This window comes from Labilibaculum sp. (genome assembly GCF_041595635.1).
Taxonomy (GTDB): Bacteria; Bacteroidota; Bacteroidia; order Bacteroidales; family Marinifilaceae; genus Labilibaculum.
Map to the genome: position 1 here is coordinate 1 of NZ_JBFHJW010000076.1, position 18239 is coordinate 18239.

Below are 18239 nucleotides of genomic sequence, written 5' to 3' on the forward strand. Positions count from 1 at the left end.
GATAAATGATTTAAGGTGTCTATAGCAACGGGGTTCCACCTCTTCCCATTCCGAACAGAGAAGTTAAGCCCGTTAGCGCCGATGGTACTGCAGAGATGTGGGAGAGTAGGTCGATGCCAACCTTTAAAAGAGTCTTATTCCAACAGGAGTGAGACTCTTTTTTGTGTTATATTTAACTTTCTAATATAGATGAGTTAAAAGTGATTTTATATCAGATCAATTGTATCAGAAATCTGCGATACTTTAACTCTTTCTAAGGTTTTTTAACCTATATTTTAAATCAATTCAATCAACTTAATAACAGTTTGTTTATCTTTGTTGGCTATGAAACAATCCTTTTTACTTATTTCATTTTTGATTTTTCTTTCCCTGAATTCTTATTCTCAATCTAACATTAGTGAGTCTGATAAAATGGGTTCTAGGAGTGAATCGGATAATGAGAATAGCGAACTTGATAGTTTGGGGTATAATAGTGTTAAGTCTGTAATTACTACCTGGAAGCTTATAGATTATTCTACCAGAAAGGACTACGTGAAATTGGATACCGTTTTGGGTTCTCATCAAAATTATAATCCTATTTTTCAAAAGCGAATATCTAATACTTACCTTGGGAATTTAGGTTCCGCGTATGAATCTAACATTTATAAAGATCGTGCAGAGGATCGATTCTTATTTTTTACACCTTACCGTGATTATATGCTAAAACCTGAGGATATAGTATTTTATAATACTACAACTCCTTATACAAGTGTTTCTTATGAAACTGGTGGTTCTAGCGGACAGGCTGAAAATTTATTGAAAGTTTTACATACGCAGAACATTACTCCAGATTGGAATTCTGGCATTAAATATGATCTTATTTCTACCGATGGCCAATATCAGAATCAGGCCACTAAATTGTATGATATCAGTTTTTTCTCTACTTATAAGAAAGATAGGTATGATTTGAGTTTCGTCATGAACCAAAACAATATCACTAATGAAGAAAATGGTGGTTTAGTTGATGATAGTGATCTTGAGGATAATGAGGATCCTGAAAATTTAGAAATTAGTTTGGATGATTCAAGTAGTAAGTTGACCAATTATAACTTATTTATTAATGGATCCTATGGTATTGGCGAAGGAAGTGAAGTTGTTAATGGCAAGGATACAAGTTATACTTATCCTATAAATGTGCTTTATAATGTGAAGTATGAATTGGATAGTTGGCGTTATAAGGAAGTAATTGACGATACAACTTATTATGATAATACTTATTTTGACGCAGACACTACATTTGATAAGGTAAAATATTCTAATGTTCGAAATACCTTTCAGCTTGTTTTTAATGAAAATAAAAACAAATGGATACGATTAGGTGCTCGATTTGGTATTATTAGTGACTATGGTAAGTACAATTCGCGATTAGAAACCAGTTCTATTTCGTGGCAACAGACGGATACCAAAATTCACAATAATCAACTAATAGCTGGTTTATTTAGTAACGCTGGTGCCTTTATGAATTGGAATGCAAGTGTCCAATATGTTTTTGAAGGCTATAACCAAAATGATTTGCACTTGAATTATGACTTAACCAAATGGATCGGCCAGAAAGATTCAGTTCAACATGGTGTCTCAGTTAGTGCTAAATTAGATTCTAAAACCCCTAGTTATCTACTTACATTGTATAACGGGAATCATCAACAGTGGGATTTAGATTTGGACAAAACGACCGAATTAGAGCTTGGAGTCAAGTATTTTAATGAGAAAAGAAAATTTAAATTAGGTGGACAAATTAATCAAATTGATAATTACACCTATTTTGGTACTGATGCAATACCTACACAATATGAAAAAGGAATTACAGTATTAAGCGCCTATTTGGATAAAAATTTTAAATTAGGAAACTTTTATCTCAATCAAAAGTTAGTTGGTCAAAAAAGTTCTGAGGATCAAATATTGCCATTACCAACTTTTTCAATCTATAGTAATAATTACTATAAAAATACATTTTTTACTGGAGCACTTGGTCTTCAAGTAGGTTTTGCACTTCATTATAATACAGCTTTTAACGCCCCAAACTATATGCCATCAATTGGTCAATTCCATTTGCAGAATGACGAAGAAATTGGCGGTTTTCCTAAGGTTGACATGTATTTTAATATTAGAATTAAAAGGACGCGCTTCTTTTTTATGTACGAGCACTTAAATTCATCCTTAGGAAGTAAAGACTATTTTGGAGCTCCACACTACCCTCTCAATCCAGCCATGTTTAAATATGGATTAATCTGGACTTTTTACGATTAATAATTTTATAGAAGAATCAAGAACAGGAATCAAATATTTCTAGGTTAGAGATCTGTTTTTTTCTAATTTTTAATTAGGAAAGGAAAATGTTATGTCTGGAATAAAATATTTAAAATTAATTATACCTGTGATTTTTATGGTATTGCTCCAAACGTGCAACCAAAACCGAGAATTGGTGCGGTTGGAAGTTCAGGACAAACCCATTGTGGAACTAAAGCATGTAAAGCTGAGAGGAAAACTTCGGGTCATCACAGATTATAATTCGACTAATTACTTTGTATATAAGGGTCATACTATGGGATTTCAATATGAAATGTTGAAAGCTCTTGCAAAGCACCTTGGGGTAAAATTGGAACTGAGTGTGAATAATGATCTCGTATCCTCTTTTGCCTCTCTTAAAAGAGGCGATGTTGATTTATTAGGAATGAACTTGGCGGTTACTGCGGATCGTATGGAGAACTTTAACTTTACCATCCCTCATAGTCAGTCTGCACAGGTAGTCATTCAGCGGCGTCCTAAGAAGGATTCGGTAGGTTTTATCCGTAATCAGTTTGATTTAGAGGGAAAACGTATCTATGTACCTGCAGGTTCTTCTTTTCAGGAACAACTCAGTGATCTTTCAAGCGATATGGAGCATCCTATTGATATTATAGCTGTAGATACGGTTGAAATGGAGGAACTTATTTCTAAAGTGGCCAATGGTGAGATTGATTATACCATTGCTGATGAGAATGTAGCCACTGTTAATTCAAACTACTATCCTAATATCGAATTTGCTACTACTGTAAGTGTTCCGCAAAATTTAGCTTGGGCCTTAAGAAAAGGTGCCAATCATCTTACTCAAGATATTAATATGTGGTTAATTGAATTCCAGAAGACCCGTGAATATCGACGAATTTACCAACGGTATTTTGAAAGTAGTAGAATGGAGGCGATGATTCAAAGTGAGTATTTTACTGTAAAAAGTGGAAAAATATCCGATTACGATGATCTCCTAAAAGAAAAAGCTAAAATAATTGGTTGGGATTGGCGATTGCTTTCTGCTTTAATATCTCAAGAATCTAATTTTAATCCGAAAGCACAATCGTGGGTGGGAGCCTTTGGATTGATGCAGTTAATGCCTGAGACTGCTTACCGTTACGATGTAGATTCGCTTTCTTCACCTGAAGATAACGTTGATGCAGGGGTCAGGCACTTGAAATATTTAAAAGGAAAGTTGGATAAAACACTGGTGGATAAGACGGATGAATTAATGTTTTTACTTGCTTCCTATAATGTGGGATTTGGACATGTGTTAGATGCTAGGCGTTTGGCTGAAAAAAACGGTAAAAATCCAGATCAATGGAAAGGAAGTGTTGATTATTATTTATTGAATAAATCCAAACCTGAATTTTTTAACGATCCTGTTGTGAAGTATGGTTATTGTAGAGGAGCTGAGCCTTATCAGTATGTGATTAAAATATTAGACCGTTACAGTCACTATCAAAATATCATATTAGATCAGAGCAGCTCGTAGTAGAATTTCTCTTAATTCGGACAAAATCATTGCAGTAGCTCCCCAAATTTTATGCCCTTTGGCATGAAAAAAAGGAGCTGCTATTCTATGACCATTTTTGTTTATTATAAATTCACTGATATTATCCTTCTGAAGGAGTTCAGTAAGTGGCATTTCGATTAGTTCTTCAACTTCGAATTCACTCAAAGTAAAACTAGGTCTTTCGTCGCTATATGCCAGTACGGGAAGTACCATAAAGTTACTAACAGGAATATATAGCTCGGTTAAGAAACCTAAAATATTTATTTTTTCGCATTCAACGCCCAATTCTTCATTGGTTTCTCGAATAGCAGTTATGGTTCTATTTGCGTCACTTTCTTCATATTTGCCACCAGGAAAACTCATTTGACCACTATGGTTCGTATTGCCTGTTGTTCTTTTAATAAAGGGAAGATGCAGTTGTCCCTCCTTGGGATAAAATAGGAGCAAAACACTACTATCTCTGGCTTTACTTGGATCGCTCTTTAATAGCGCTTGTTCCCGAGAGGAAGGAGACATTAGTTTTTGTGCTTCAAAACCAGGTAATCCAATATTTAGTTCATCGTTTAAAATACGTATAAATGGTTCAAGCTTTGTGATTTCTTTTGAGATGCTCATAAATGTTTTTCTCTAGTAACACTTAAATATAGCAATAATGTTAGCCTCAAAAATGAAAAAGAAGTAATCTTTTTATATAAAAGTGAAGTTCCGAGAAAAATTGTAAGAACTTAATGATTCAAGCTTCTTCTTGTTAACTATTTTAATCCGAGCTTGTAAAATTATCTGTCTATTTTCTTTATTTAAAGAAGGTATTGATGTTAATTTGTTCGAATAGGTTTTCGGAATGGCTAGTGAAAGATAATCAATACACTAAGGAGTAAAAGGTAATCTTATTTTGAAACCTTTACTTTCTATGTCGGCTTTAATTTTAGCTGCTATAGCTTGTCCCCAATTCATTCCAACTTGCATGCTTTCACTTGATATTTTCGGTATTTTCTGTGCAATTCTTTTGCCAGCATCAGTTTCGTAAAACTCAATCATGGCTAGAATATCTTCGTGGCTTAAATTTCTCGCATAAATGGGAATTAACATTTTCACCAAATCCTGTATTGAGGTGTGCATAAATTCTTCCGATGTGCGATTCCAATATTCTTGCGGTACATTTGATTCCTGATTTTTAAAATGGGTGAGAATTGCTTGCATGCTTTGTTGGTAACTTGCCTCAGAACCATTTATTTGAAAAAGATAGAGTACATCTTCATTGTAAGAATTTCCTTTTTTATGAGCAGTTGAAATCAGACTAGTTAATATCAGCATGCTTAGAATTAGTGATTTTTTTAGATTTTGCATTTTTTTTAGATTAGGATTTATTTCCTGTGTAAACAGGATCTTAATGTAAATGGCAATTGCATAATAGGTTTGTACTCGTTATCATATAGAGATTGATTTTTTCTACAACTGTATTTATCAGGATAGAACTTTTTCGGAAAGCTTATTTTGATTTCGATAAACAAACCAAAAGAAGATGATGCCTGCCAAACATAGAATCGTAGCCAGAATAGATCCTTCAAACCCAAATTTACCACCTGTTAACCATTCACTTCCTGTTAAATTTTGCGAGAGTAGGGAGTCAAGATTGGTTCCACTTACTTCATAACCAAAGATTGGTCCCTGAATAAAATTCCAGCTAAAATGGAAAGCTAAAGGAAACCATAGATTTTTAGTGAAAATATAACTTATTCCTAAAAGAATTCCTGCGAGAAAAACATTAGTCATTCCTACAAGTGATACATTTGGATTTAATAGATGAAGAGCCATGAATAGGAGAGATGATAAAAATAAGGCAATATATCTGTTCATCGAATCCATAAAATTGCGAAGCATATAGCCTCTAACCAGTACTTCTTCGTTTACTGAGACTAGAATAAGTAGAAGAACGGATTGAGATAATCCAATTAAATTAAAGCTAATGGATTTGAATTTTAGGTTTCCAGATAGATATAGAAATAAGCTTCCTGTACCTATCATGAGAAGACCAGCAAGTAATCCGTAAAGGATATCTTTTGTTTTGTTTTTAAAGGAAAAACCCAAATCAATCATCTTTTTACGGTCGATAAATCGCATAAAAATCCAAATGATTAGTAAAGTACCAAAAGTTGTAAATGCTTGTATAATTAAAAAGGCGAGATTTGGATTGTTGGAATTACTTTGCAGGACATCCATGGGATTCTCACCCGAAATGAAAGCCCAAAAGAAACCACCTATAGCTTGAAAAAAACCGGTGATTAGCAAAAAAGGAAAAATGATGAGTATTGCTCGAAGCCATCCTCTTTTTATAGAAGGTGTTTTGGGGAGATTATTCATTATTTTGGGTATTGGTTAGGAGTCGGCAAAGTTAACAAAATCTTTTTGTTTAGAAAGTAGGATTTTTTTGGTTTTTAAATTTAAGAGAACATGAAAAAAGGTTGTGCTTCTCAGCACAACCCTAGTGTAAAAGTAGTTATAATTATACAATTCCTTGAGCAATCATGGCATTGGCAACCTTAACAAAGCCACCAATATTAGCTCCGTTTACATAATTAACATATCCATTTGGAGTTTTACCGTACTTAACACAGGTGCTATGAATGTTTTTCATTATTCGTTGCAATTGTTCATCAACTTCTTTGCGAGTCCAGCTTAGACGCATTGCATTTTGCGACATTTCTAAACCCGAGACAGCAACACCTCCCGCATTGGCAGCTTTACCGGGACCATATAAAATTTCATGTTCCAAATAAATATCTACAGCTTCTGGAGTTGAAGGCATATTGGCTCCTTCCGATATACAAATGCAGCCATTATCGACTAATATTTGTGCTTCCTCAGCATTAATTTCATTTTGGGTTGCACTTGGCAGGGCCACATCGCATTTTATATTCCAAGGGCGTGCATTTGGATAGTAAGCTACACCATATTTTTTTGCGTATTCTTCTATTCTTCCTCGTTTGATGTTTTTAAGTCTCATCACATAAGTGAGTTTTTCTGGGTCAATTCCATCAGGATCATGAACAAAGCCTGATGAATCGGATAGTGTGACTACTTTACCTCCTAGTTCATTAACTTTCTCGACTGTAAATTGAGCTACATTTCCCGATCCTGAAACAGTAACAATTTTACCTTTTAGACTATCGTTTTTTGTTTTTAGCATTTCTTCGGCAAAATATACATTGCCATAACCGGTAGCCTCTGGTCGGATAACACTTCCTCCCCATTCGGCACCTTTTCCTGTTAATACTCCAGTAAATTCGTTGCGAAGACGCTTGTATTGGCCAAACATAAAGCCGATTTCTCTGCCGCCAACACCTATATCTCCGGCAGGAACATCTGTGTTGGGTCCAATGTGCTTACAAAGTTCTGTCATAAAACTTTGGCAGAATCGCATCACTTCATTATCTGATTTTTGCTTTGGATCAAAATCAGATCCTCCTTTTCCTCCTCCCATGGGAAGGGTAGTTAAACTATTTTTAAAAACTTGTTCGAAAGCAAGAAATTTAAGGATTCCTAAGTTTACCGTTGGATGAAAGCGTAAACCTCCTTTGTAAGGACCAATAGCGCTGTTCATTTCAATTCGGTAGCCTCGGTTTACTTGAATTTCGCCCTTATCATCAACCCAGGGAACCCTGAAAATTATAATTCGTTCCGGCTCTGATATGCGTTCCATGATTTTAGCCGTTTTGTACCGTGGATTTTCTTCCAAAAAAGGAAGTAAAGATTCTACAACTTCGTGAACTGCTTGATGAAATTCAACTTCTCCAGGAGTTCTACTTTTTAACCTGTCCATAAATTCCTTGCTGGAAGGAGCTTTTAACATAGTAGTCATGATAATGAATGTTTACGTTAGACATGAATAAATTGGGTGTGAATGATGGCAATTCTAAAAAAATTGCAGTCATATTTAAAGGTAATAAAGAATTCCCTTAAGGTCAAGAGCTTAGCTTTGACTTAAATTGTTTACATTTAAGAGAGTCTGCCAATAGCAGGGAAACAAGCATAAACTTTTTACAATTTTTTTAATGCGTCTAACTTACTAAGTCGGGAATGTATGAAGCCAAAATCGAGTAAAGAGCAGGGAATTAGAAAGATTATTGCTGAAAATATTGAGCGATTAAAAGAACTTTCGGCAATTAATCAAACAACAAGTATTATTAAGGAGGGAAAATCCATAGCAAATACTTTGCAGCAAATTTGCTTTATTCTTCCAGAAGCGTGGCAATATCCCGAATTTACTGTTGCTCGAATTATTTTCGAAGGACAGGAATATTTAAGTCCAGGATTTCGTCTTTCACAATGGACATTAACTCATGAATTTTTGACCATAAATAATAGGAGCGGGCGAATAGAGGTATGTTACGTTAAAAAATTTCCCTTAGCTGATGAAGGACCTTTTTTGAAAGAAGAAAGGCACTTAATTGAAAATATTGGAAATATTATTGTTGGTTATATCAATAGTGAAACAGGAAAAGAGTTATTGAGTAAAAGCAGGATAGATGAGCCTAAAAAGAAGGAAATAGTTGGCCCTTACGTACCGGTTACCAATCGTAAATTACTTCAGAATTTTTTAAATAAGAACAATGCCGATCGAGATATTTATCACGATTTAATGCCTTTTAAGGTTAAGGAAATATTGTTGATTGCTAATTTGTACGATGCCTACTGCATTGAGAGGGAAGGGCGGTTTTCGGAACAAATTTCCAGCGAATATCATCAGCTGAATTTAACTTCTATGCCTCGTGTAACAGGGGTTTCGAACATAGAGGAGGCCTTGGAGCAATTGCATTCCAAACATTTCGACATGATCATTATAATGGTTGGGGTCGATAAAAATATTCCCATTGGACTTAGTGAACGAATTAAAAAAGAATTTCCATATATTTCCATATTTTTATTGTTAAATAACGATGCTGATATTGCTTTGTTCGAAGAGCAGCGAGCCGAGTTGACTTGTGTTGATAAGATTTTTGTTTGGAACGGTGAGTCGCAAGTGTTTTTTGCCATGATTAAGAGTCTAGAAGACAAGGTGAATGTCGAAAACGACACAAAAATAGGTTTGGCTCGGGTGATTTTATTGGTAGAGGATTCGGCCAAATACTATTCCAGGTACATGCCAATGCTTTATCAGAGCGTATTGGCTCAAACCCAACGAATAATTAAGGATGTTAGTACCGATGCTCAATATAAGATTCTTCGTTTACGGGCGCGACCCAAAATATTACTGGCTTCCAATTACGAGGAGGCAATGAATATATATTATCGTTATCGGGACTATTTGTTGTGTTTAATTTCTGATGTGAAATTCAGAAAACAAGGAATTTTTCTGGAAGATGCTGGTTTAAGTTTGGTAAATGAAATCAAAAATGCATACCCAAATCTTCCGGTAATTTTGCAATCATCCGATGTGAGCAATGCAACTCATGCTTTTCGATTGAAGGCTAGCTTTATCAATAAAAATTCTGAAACGCTTAGAGCAGATATTCGTTTGTTTATTCGACAATTTTTGGGCTTTGGCGATTTTATTTATAAAGATGCTGATGGAAAGGAAATTGCTACAGCAAAATCCTTGAAAGAATTTGAGGAATATCTGTATCATATTCCAGGCGAATCTTTGGTTTATCATGCCAGAAAAAATCATTTTTCTTTGTGGTTAATGGCTCGTGGCGAAATTCGCGTGGCCAAAATGATTGCACCTTATCGAATCAATGATTTCAAATCGGCCGAAGATGTTCGAGATTATTTAATTAATGTGATTCAGAATTATCGCAACGAAAAAAATAAGGGAAAAGTGGTCGATTTTAATGCTGAATTTCCCCTTAATTCTAAAAATATTGTCAGCTTGTCTACAGGTTCACTTGGGGGAAAAGGAAGAGGCTTGGCTTTTATCAATAGCATGCTTTTTAATTTGAATCTAAGCCGATTTGTACCTGGAATTAATATAAAAGCACCTATGACTGCGGTAATTGGTGTTGATGAATATGAATCCTTTCTTGATCGGAACAATCTTTTAGAGAAAATAAAGGATCTGAAATCTTTTGAAGAAGTGCAACGACTTTTTCTGGCTGCAGATTTAACGCAACGTTTGGTGCAGAAAATTAAAATTATTTTGATGAATTTTGATCAACCATTGGCGATTCGTTCTTCTGGATTATTTGAAGACTCGCTTTTGCAACCCGTTGCTGGTGTATTTCAAACCTATTTGTTGCCTAATAATCATGAAGATTTACATATTCGGGTAAAACAGGTATGCGATGCGGTTAAATTGGTGTATGCTTCTATTTTTTCGGATGATTCGAAGTTGAATGTTACAGCTATGAATTACAAAATTGAGGAAGAGAAAATGGCTGTTGTTATTCAGGAAGTGGTAGGAAATCAGTATGGAACGACTTTTTATCCTCACATTTCGGGAGTGGCTCAATCTTATAATTACTATCCTTTTGGTCATATGAAACCCGAAGAAGGATATGCTGTAATTGGTGTTGGTTTGGGCAAATATATTGTAGATGGAGAGAAAGCTTTTCGTTTTTCTCCTATTTTTCCAACTATTGAAAACAATAGTGCGAAGGATCAATTTAAAAATTCTCAAGTGGAATTTTATGCTGTCGATCTGAATAAAAAAAATTTGGATCTTTTGGAGGGTGATACAGCAGGACTTATTCGGTTAGATATTGATGAAGCGGAAGAACATGGTAATTTGTTGCATTGTGCTTCGGTTTACAATGCCATAAACGATACCATAAGTCCTGGATTAGATACGATGGGACCCAGAATCGTTAATTTTGCTAATATCTTAAAATACAAATACATTCCTTTGGCAAAAACCATCGAATTGGTTCTCGATATAATTAAGGAAGCAATGGGCTCGCCTATCGAAATTGAGTTTGCAGTTGATTTAACCAAAGACAAAGAAGGAAAAGCTAGCTTTTATTTACTTCAGATAAAACCTTTAATTGGCAATATTGACGATTACACCATCGATTTGGAAGATATTGATCGTAGCAAACTAGTGATGATTTCTGAAATGAGCATGGGAAATGGATTGGTAGAGGAAGTTGTTGATGTTGTATACATCGTTCCAGAACTTTTTCAAAAGGATATGACGCCCGAAATCGCAGAAATAATCGCAAAAATCAACCAAGAGCTGAGAGAAGAGAAAAAACATTATGTGTTGATTGGACCAGGACGATGGGGAACTCGGGATAGATGGATTGGAATTCCTGTGAAATGGAATGATATTTCCTTTTCCAAATTAATTGTGGAGACCAGTTTTCAGGATTACCCTCTGGAAGCATCTTCGGGTTCGCATTTTTTTCATAATGTAACTTCTATGAATATTGGTTATAGTTCTATTAATCATCATTCCGAAAGTTGTTTTATAGATTATCAATTACTTGGCAAACAAAAACTTATTGGTGATTATGGATGCGTACGTCATGTTCAATTTGCAAAATCACTAAGCATTAAAATGGATGGTAAAAAACGGATTTCTGTGGTTAGTTGGGAAGAATAGCCTCTAATCAAGCGATTGAAAATGAATAATTTTGGTTTTAAGGTTTTGTTCCTGATAACCAGTAACCTTTACCAATAATTCAAAATGAGTGGGGAATTTTTTTAACTCTGGATATTGAGAATAAATTCTTTCAGACAGGTGATCACTTGTGATTAATTCCATTAATCCTTGATTTCCTATGGAATGAGAATCTGAAATAATCATTAAATTTTTGCCTTTGGGCGTGGAAACTTTTACTAGAAAAGCATAATCAGTATAAAAATCATCGTATGATTTAATGGCGGAATATTTTAGCGTATCATTTTTAGTCATTAGCAAAAGACTCAATCCATTTTTATTCGGGATTCTGATGGAGGTTTCAGCCAGAAAATTTCCAAAAATACCAATTGATTTCAAGCTGGTAATGGCTATGGTATTGTTGTTTTTAATATCATCTAAATTGATATTGTTGCTTGTTTTTAAGTGAATAGCATTGTCGGTTTTGTGCAAGGCTTTAAAAAGCAAGGGTAAAGAACTTACATTGTTGTTGGCAAAATAGGAAATATCGCTTTGTTTGATCTCATATTTATCTTTGGAGAACAGTTTTTGAGAATTGCCAAGCTCCTCTGTCGAATTGATATTGAAATTTCGAATCACCAAAGTAGAATCGGTTTGTAAATCTCTGATGGTATAAAAAAATGGATTACTAAGCATCAGGTTGATATCTTCTTGTTCGTTTAGGTAGTCGACCCAGATTGGATTTTGCGTTTCTTGTTTTGAGAATCCAAAGAATCCTGCAAGGATGATAAGATTTAGTAAAAGAAGACCAGAGACTGAGTAAAGAACTGTTTTAAAAGGAAGTGATTTTGGCAATTTTGAACTTTTCAGACTTGTCATCTGGAAAGTCAGTTCGTATTTTCCTTTTGGAATTTTCAAGATGATTTTTTCGTTCTGCCCCTCCTTTTCGTAGTAATCGGCCAGTTTGTTTCTTAATTTATGCACATAAACGCGGGCAATAGTTTCATCGTTCTCTTTAAGTTCTCCCTTTCGTTGCATCAGATCAATGGCAATATTAATGGCTTTTACTTTTCCATTGTTTTGATGTACTTTGAATAAATAATTTAACAAATCCCGTAGCATTTCTGACCTTGAAAAGGTCTTCGAATTCACAATTTTATGAATTAGTTTTTGTTTTTCAGTTTCGGGAATGTTCATTTGTAAAAATCAGAATTATAGGAGTTTGATGCAATTGGTTACGGTAACCAGTTACCGTTATTAACATTGTGTTTCAGTAACTAATTTCTAAGATTGTTTCAATGTCGAAAGATATTACAATTTACCTTTTAATTAAAACTTCCGATTGTGAATTGAAGTTTTGAATGTTTAAAAATACAAATTATGAATAATTGGAGTCGAAGTGTATTGGTTTGTTTAAGTCTGCTGTTTTACTTTTCAGGTTTCTCTAATGCTCAAGAGAAAAGAACGACCTATTCCATCAATAAGAACGATTGGAAATTTATAAAGAAAGAGGTTAAGAATGCCTATAAAACTTCCTGTAAGGACGAAGATTGGCAAACGGTTCATATTCCTCACGATTTTAATGGAGGAAGCGATGGTATAAATAGCGATGTTTTTACCGGACGTTTCGATTTTGAAAACGATGTTCGTACCATGTATAAAGGTCCGGCTTGGTATCGTACTCGTTTTACTATTGATGAAAATCAGGAAGGAAAACGTGTCTTTATCGAATTTGAAGCCGTTTCTCTGGAAGCTCAGGTTTGGGTGAATGGGAAAAAGGCTGGAACTCATCGGGGTGGATATACTGCTTTTTCTCTTGATGTAACCGATTTCATCAAATTTGGAAAAGAAAATACGTTGGCAGTGCGCGCTGATAATTCGAATAATTCGGGTATAGCACCTTGGATGTTCGATGAAAGAGGATCTTTTCCTTTTAGTTTCGATTATGCTGTTTATGGTGGAATTTATCGGGATGTTTGGATTCATGTTACGAATTCTGTAAAGATTGAGAAAGTTTTTAACACGCCAGTTTGTGGAGGACAAGCACCTAGTGTTTTGTCAATATCAACAAAGGTTAAAAATTATTCAAAATCAGCAAAAAAAGTAAAATTAAGTTCTAAAATTTATTCTCCAGAAGGCGAATTGGTAGCTGATAAAAAAATGAGTAAGACCATTGAAGCTGGTGATGAAGTAAGTTTTCGGCAATCGGAATCAGCGTTGGGTTCTATTCAGTTTTGGAGTGTTGATGATCCGAAACTTTACAAGGTAATCTCTACCATTAGTTACGATGGAAAGGATGTAGACGATTTTGAGAGTACTTTTGGGTTTAGATACTATACACTTGCCAATCACGAGGCTTTTAGTTTGAATGGTGAGCAGATGTTGTTGCGTGGAGTGAATCGTCATCAGGATATGGAAGGTTTTGGGTATGCATTGCCAAATGAACAGCATTTTGCCGATGCACAAATTATTAAGGATGCTGGATTTAATGTAATTCGACATGCACATTACCCTTGCGATAGAGAATTTGCCAAAGCATGCGACGAGTTGGGCTTGATGTTGTGGTTGGAAATTCCATTGACAGGAAGTGTTTCTGAAGATCCTGAATTTTTAGAGAATTGCAAGCAACAAATGCAGGAAATGGTAGAGCAGTACTACAATAATCCTTCAGTAATTGTTTGGGGTATGGGTAATGAATCGGATCGTTCGGGAGCAAGTGAATCGGGTTCGAACAAAGTGTTTAGCGATCTGGTTGCATTGGCCAAAAAATTAGATCCTAACCGACCAACTACTGGTTGTAATTGGAAATTTAAATCCAACCAGAATATTGTAGATGTTTATGCGCCTCAGGATTGGAGTGGTTGGTATGTTGGACAAATTGGCGATTACAATCCGAATTGTATCATTGGGGAATATGGTGCCGATATGGATTACAACACGCATAGCAACGAAAAATTTACAGTGAGTAAAGATTATGGATCATCCGGAGTAACCGATTTTTGGTCGCAGGAATATGCTTGCTTTTTGCATGAGTACAAAATTTCGAAAGCTGAATCGCAGAAAGAAGCATTCCCAGGGCATTTTGTTTGGGTAGCCTTCGATTTTGCATCGCCACGAATCGGCCGTGGAACGAATCCAATTCCCTATATGAATCAAAAGGGGTTGATTATGCACGATCATAAAACCAAAAAAGATGCCTATTATTTGTACCAGAGCATGTATCGAAATGCGAGTGACTATCCAATGGTTTACATTGTTTCCAAGTCGTGGCCCGATCGCTTTAAAGAAGCAGGAAAGAAAGATGTTTGGGTGTATAGTAATTGCGACTCGGTTGTGCTTTACAACGATTTCAAAAAAGAGGTTTCTTACGGATCGAGAGTGAAAAATGCGGGTCCTCGGGGCGATACTCGTTTTCAGTGGGATTCCATAGCTGTAGATCGGGATGTTTTGTATGCCGAAGGATGGTACGGAAATAAAATTGTAGCACGAGATACACTTCAAGTAGGAAAATTACCTGAAGAAGAGAAATAAAAATCAGAGTAACGAAGGGCAGGAAATCATCCTGTCCTTTTCTTTTTAATCGAACTTAATGGCTTTTGCCGGAGTTATTTTAGTGATTAAATAGGATGGAATTAGCAGCATAGATACTGTGGCTATTAAACTACCAGTATTCAGTAAAATAAGATGACTAAGTTTTAGATTGATTGGAACCGTATTTACATAATAATTGGTTGCATCGAGAGGAATTATTTTAAAGTAATGCTGAAGCAAGCATATTGATATGCCGATAATATTCCCCCACAGTAAACCATTTCCGATAAGTAGAGAGGATTGGTACAAAAAGATTTTGCGAATGGACCAGTTGGTAGTTCCCAAAGCTTTCAGAATACCAATCATATTGGTTTTTTCGAGTATGATGATGAGCAAGCCCGAAACCATATTAAAGCCAGCAACCAAAATCATTAAGCTTAAAATAATCCAAACATTCATATCAAGCATATCAAGCCAACTAAAAATTTGTGGGTATTTACGCACAATGCTTCTTACTTTTAAGCCAGCTCCTTCATCGGTAAAAGAACTTGCTGTAATTCCCTTTACTTGTTCTTCAATCAGGTCTAGTTTGTTAAAATCATCTAAAAATATTTCGTAGCCACTCACTTCATCATTGCTCCAGTCGTTTAGTTTCTGAATGTGCTGTATGTCACAGACAACAAATAGTTTGTCGAATTCTTCCATTCCGGTATTGTAGATGCCGGCAAGGGTAAATTTTCGAAGTCTGGGTGGTTGTTGAATAAAATAAACCGATAATTGATCACCTACCTCTACTTGCAGTAGTTTCGATAGTTTCTCCGAAATGAGAATATCATTACTTTTGGTGCTATCGTTTAAAGAAATTATATTTCCAGCTACTAAATGTTTATTAAAAAAGCTCCAATCGTAATCTTGGCCGATACCGTTTAAAACAATTCCCTGTATGTCTGATTTTGTTTTTAGGATTCCTGGTTTTGTAGCAAAAGATTGAATGTGTGAAACGCCAGGAATGCTTTCAATATTGCTTATGGGAATTGTATTTTTACTTACGGGCTGAGTTTCGAATGAAGAGTTGTTGTCGTAATTGGTAATTTGAATGTGAGAACCAAAACCAATTACCTTTTTGGTGATTTCAGATTTAAAGCCAGTAACAATGGCAACCGCTAATATCATGACCGAGATACCAAGAGCAATGCTAATCTTGGCAATGCTAATAATAGGATGTGATATATTACCATCTCCTTTTGTGTTGGTGGTAATTTTTTTAGCTATGAAGAGTTCTAGATTCAAATTGAGGTTCTTTTTTTACAGATTAGTACAAAAGTAGTAATTTCGGGTTTACAGATGAGAAAAATAAGGTAAATGAGAAAAATAAAACAATGGAGTAGGTATTCGGTATTGTCTTTTTGCTTTTTGTTGCTGCAGATTCTAAGTTCCTGTGCACAAAAACCTAGTGCTGAATTAAGATGCGGGGCCGAACGTTTCAAGGAATATCTCCCTTTTCTGCAAAACAAGAGAATTGCTCTTGTTGCCAATCAATCTTCCTTGGTGAATGGGGAACACTTGTTGGATGTTTTGCTGGGAAAAAAGGTGCAAATTACCAAGCTATTTAGTCCCGAACATGGCTTTCGCGGAGAAGCCGATGCTGGCGAAAAAATTAGCAATGAAACGGATAGTAAAACCGGTTTACCAATAGTTTCTTTGTATGGAAAACATTACAAACCTTCGGTAAGAGATTTAAAAGGGATCGATCTTGTTTTGTTTGATATTCAGGATGTAGGAGTGCGTTTTTACACCTATTTATCTACTTTGCACTACGTGATGGAAGCTTGTGCCGAACAGGGAAAAACATTCATTGTGCTCGATCGGCCAAATCCCAACGGACAGTACGTGGATGGTCCTGTTTTAGACATGAAATACAGCTCGTTTGTAGGCATGCATCCCGTTCCCGTGGTGTATGGCATGAGTATTGGCGAATATGCACAAATGATTAATGGGGAAGGATGGTTGAAAAATAAAACTCAATGTGATTTGCGTGTTATTTCCTGTACGAATTGGAATCGGGAAGATGCCTATGTTCTGCCAGTAAAGTCATCTCCAAACTTGCCCAATCAGCTCTCGTTGAGTTTGTATCCATCGCTCTGTTTTTTTGAAGGAACTGTGGTAAGTGCCGGACGAGGTACTGATCATCCATTTCAATGTTACGGACATCCTGATTTTACCAATGGCAATTTCGTGTTTACGCCTAGAAGTATTCTTGGTGCAAGTAAATACCCCAAATTTAAAGGAATGAAGTGTGTCGGATACGACTTGCGAAAACTAAATGTGAATGAGTTTCGCGAAAAGAAGAAATTGGACCTGTCTTTTTTGTTAACAGCTTATGGAGAACTGAAAAGTAAGGATGTGTTTTTTAATTCTTTCTTTGTTCAACTTGCCGGAACAGATAAGTTAAGACTGCAAATAGAAAATCACTTTTCGGAAGAAGAAATAAGAAGAAGCTGGCAAAATGATTTGCAAAAATTTAGTACCATTCGGGCGAAATACTTACTCTATCCCGATTTTGGTAAAAAGTAAAAAAAGAAACAGATGCATCGGTGTGAAGGAAAGAAGATTAACTTAATTGCAATTCCGATGATCTGTTTCTGAGGGGATTTCTGTATTCTGCAGCAAATTTATCTATCATTGTAAGAGGAGCAAGTTTACGTAATAGGAGCTTGTTTGTGATGAAGTAATTATTAATTATCTGTTACTAAATATTTAGGCAAACAACCATATATGGGGCTTTTTATCCTTGAAAAGTGTGCTATTTATTTAGAATTTATCAAAATAATGGGTAAATTTAGAGTAGTGTTTAACTCTTAAAACAAATAAAATGGCATTTACTCTTCAGATTAACGATAAGGCTCCTGACTTCGATCTGATTGCAACTGATGGTATTCGATATAAATTGAAGGATTTTAAGTCATCGAAACTCTTGGTAGTTTTCTTTACCTGTAATCATTGTCCGTATGTGATTGGTTCCGACGAAGATACTAGAGCTATTGCTGATAAATACATTCCTACTGGAGTGGAATTTATTGGGATTAATTCCAATTCTGCTAATACCTACGAGGAAGATGATTACGATCATATGGTAACCAGAATGGAAGAGAATGATTTTCCCTGGGTTTATTTGTACGATGAAACACAGGAAGTGGCTATGAATTACGGAGCACTGCGAACTCCCCATTTCTATTTGTTTAATGAAGCTCGAAAATTGATTTATACAGGTAGAGCGGTTGATAATCCCAGAGATACCTCAAAAGTGCAGGTTCGCGATTTAGAACGAGCCATTGATGAATATTTGGC

Annotated in this window: 12 protein-coding genes and 1 rRNA gene; 7 read left to right on the forward strand and 6 right to left on the reverse strand. The window is 35.4% G+C overall.

Features of this window, described 5'->3' with window-relative positions; translation table 11 throughout:
* Positions 1 to 11 precede the first annotated feature (11 nt).
* The 3 genes from rrf (at position 12) to ABYT26_RS15670 (ending at position 3802) form a co-directional block, all read left to right on the forward strand.
* Positions 12 to 122, forward strand: a 5S ribosomal RNA gene (gene rrf / locus ABYT26_RS15660).
* Between the two features lie 202 nt (positions 123 to 324).
* Positions 325 to 2286 (forward strand): putative porin, encoded by a 1962-nt coding sequence (locus tag ABYT26_RS15665; RefSeq protein WP_372755596.1) that lies wholly within the window; start codon positions 325 to 327, stop codon positions 2284 to 2286.
* Positions 2287 to 2377: 91 nt separating this feature from the next.
* Positions 2378 to 3802, forward strand: a complete 1425-nt coding sequence (locus ABYT26_RS15670) for a transglycosylase SLT domain-containing protein (protein WP_372755598.1) — start codon at positions 2378 to 2380, stop codon at positions 3800 to 3802.
* Here the strand turns inward: ABYT26_RS15670 and ABYT26_RS15675 are convergent.
* The 4 genes from ABYT26_RS15675 to gdhA all read right to left on the reverse strand — a co-directional run bounded on the left by ABYT26_RS15675 (position 3782) and on the right by gdhA (position 7673).
* The gene (locus tag ABYT26_RS15675) at positions 3782 to 4438 is read right to left on the reverse strand and encodes a CoA pyrophosphatase (protein WP_372755600.1); all 657 of its coding nucleotides are present in this window, start codon (positions 4436 to 4438) and stop codon (positions 3782 to 3784) included. The genes ABYT26_RS15670 and ABYT26_RS15675 overlap by 21 nt on opposite strands.
* 252 nt (positions 4439 to 4690) lie before the next feature.
* Positions 4691 to 5170 (reverse strand): DUF2059 domain-containing protein, encoded by a 480-nt coding sequence (locus ABYT26_RS15680; RefSeq protein WP_372755602.1) that lies wholly within the window; start codon positions 5168 to 5170, stop codon positions 4691 to 4693.
* A gap of 117 nt (positions 5171 to 5287) precedes the next feature.
* On the reverse strand, positions 5288 to 6184 hold the full coding sequence (locus tag ABYT26_RS15685) for a lysostaphin resistance A-like protein (protein WP_372755604.1): 897 nt from the start codon (positions 6182 to 6184) through the stop codon (positions 5288 to 5290).
* Positions 6185 to 6326: 142 nt separating this feature from the next.
* Entirely contained in the window at positions 6327 to 7673 is a 1347-nt protein-coding gene (gene gdhA, locus ABYT26_RS15690; RefSeq protein ID WP_372755618.1) for an NADP-specific glutamate dehydrogenase, read from the reverse strand.
* Between the two features lie 231 nt (positions 7674 to 7904).
* Between gdhA and ABYT26_RS15695 the strand changes: the two genes are divergently transcribed.
* Entirely contained in the window at positions 7905 to 11363 is a 3459-nt protein-coding gene (locus tag ABYT26_RS15695; protein WP_372755606.1) for a PEP/pyruvate-binding domain-containing protein, read from the forward strand.
* Between the two features lie 3 nt (positions 11364 to 11366).
* Here ABYT26_RS15695 and ABYT26_RS15700 read toward each other — a convergent pair whose 3' ends face one another.
* A complete protein-coding gene (locus tag ABYT26_RS15700) occupies positions 11367 to 12557 on the reverse strand; it encodes a hypothetical protein (RefSeq protein ID WP_372755608.1) in 1191 nt (396 codons plus the stop codon).
* A gap of 183 nt (positions 12558 to 12740) precedes the next feature.
* Here ABYT26_RS15700 and ABYT26_RS15705 point away from each other — a divergent pair, with 183 nt between their 5' ends.
* Positions 12741 to 14891: a glycoside hydrolase family 2 TIM barrel-domain containing protein gene (locus ABYT26_RS15705; protein WP_372755610.1), complete on the forward strand. Its 2151-nt coding sequence runs from the start codon at positions 12741 to 12743 to the stop codon at positions 14889 to 14891.
* Between the two features lie 45 nt (positions 14892 to 14936).
* On the opposite strand, the gene ABYT26_RS15710 is transcribed toward ABYT26_RS15705, so the two are convergent.
* Positions 14937 to 16181 carry an ABC transporter permease gene (locus ABYT26_RS15710; RefSeq protein WP_372755612.1) on the reverse strand — a complete coding sequence of 415 codons (1245 nt, stop codon included), beginning with the start codon at positions 16179 to 16181 and terminating at the stop codon, positions 14937 to 14939.
* Positions 16182 to 16253: 72 nt separating this feature from the next.
* Between ABYT26_RS15710 and ABYT26_RS15715 the strand changes: the two genes are divergently transcribed.
* The gene (locus ABYT26_RS15715) at positions 16254 to 17465 is read left to right on the forward strand and encodes an exo-beta-N-acetylmuramidase NamZ domain-containing protein (RefSeq protein WP_372755614.1); all 1212 of its coding nucleotides are present in this window, start codon (positions 16254 to 16256) and stop codon (positions 17463 to 17465) included.
* 298 nt (positions 17466 to 17763) lie between these two features.
* Positions 17764 to 18239 (forward strand): thioredoxin family protein (locus ABYT26_RS15720; protein ID WP_372755616.1); only part of this gene is annotated, 476 nt, incomplete at its 3' end.

Bases quoted from the DNA above. Each gene is read 5' to 3' on its own strand.
- ABYT26_RS15665 (WP_372755596.1), top strand. From the start codon at position 325: ATGAAACAATCCTTTTTACTTATTTCATTTTTGATTTTTCTTTCCCTG.
- ABYT26_RS15670 (WP_372755598.1), top strand. From the start codon at position 2,378: ATGTCTGGAATAAAATATTTAAAATTAATTATACCTGTGATTTTTATG.
- ABYT26_RS15675 (WP_372755600.1), bottom strand. From the start codon at position 4,438: ATGAGCATCTCAAAAGAAATCACAAAGCTTGAACCATTTATACGTATT.
- ABYT26_RS15680 (WP_372755602.1), bottom strand. From the start codon at position 5,170: ATGCAAAATCTAAAAAAATCACTAATTCTAAGCATGCTGATATTAACT.
- ABYT26_RS15685 (WP_372755604.1), bottom strand. From the start codon at position 6,184: ATGAATAATCTCCCCAAAACACCTTCTATAAAAAGAGGATGGCTTCGA.
- gdhA (WP_372755618.1), bottom strand. From the start codon at position 7,673: ATGTTAAAAGCTCCTTCCAGCAAGGAATTTATGGACAGGTTAAAAAGT.
- ABYT26_RS15695 (WP_372755606.1), top strand. From the start codon at position 7,905: ATGAAGCCAAAATCGAGTAAAGAGCAGGGAATTAGAAAGATTATTGCT.
- ABYT26_RS15700 (WP_372755608.1), bottom strand. From the start codon at position 12,557: ATGAACATTCCCGAAACTGAAAAACAAAAACTAATTCATAAAATTGTG.
- ABYT26_RS15705 (WP_372755610.1), top strand. From the start codon at position 12,741: ATGAATAATTGGAGTCGAAGTGTATTGGTTTGTTTAAGTCTGCTGTTT.
- ABYT26_RS15715 (WP_372755614.1), top strand. From the start codon at position 16,254: ATGAGAAAAATAAAACAATGGAGTAGGTATTCGGTATTGTCTTTTTGC.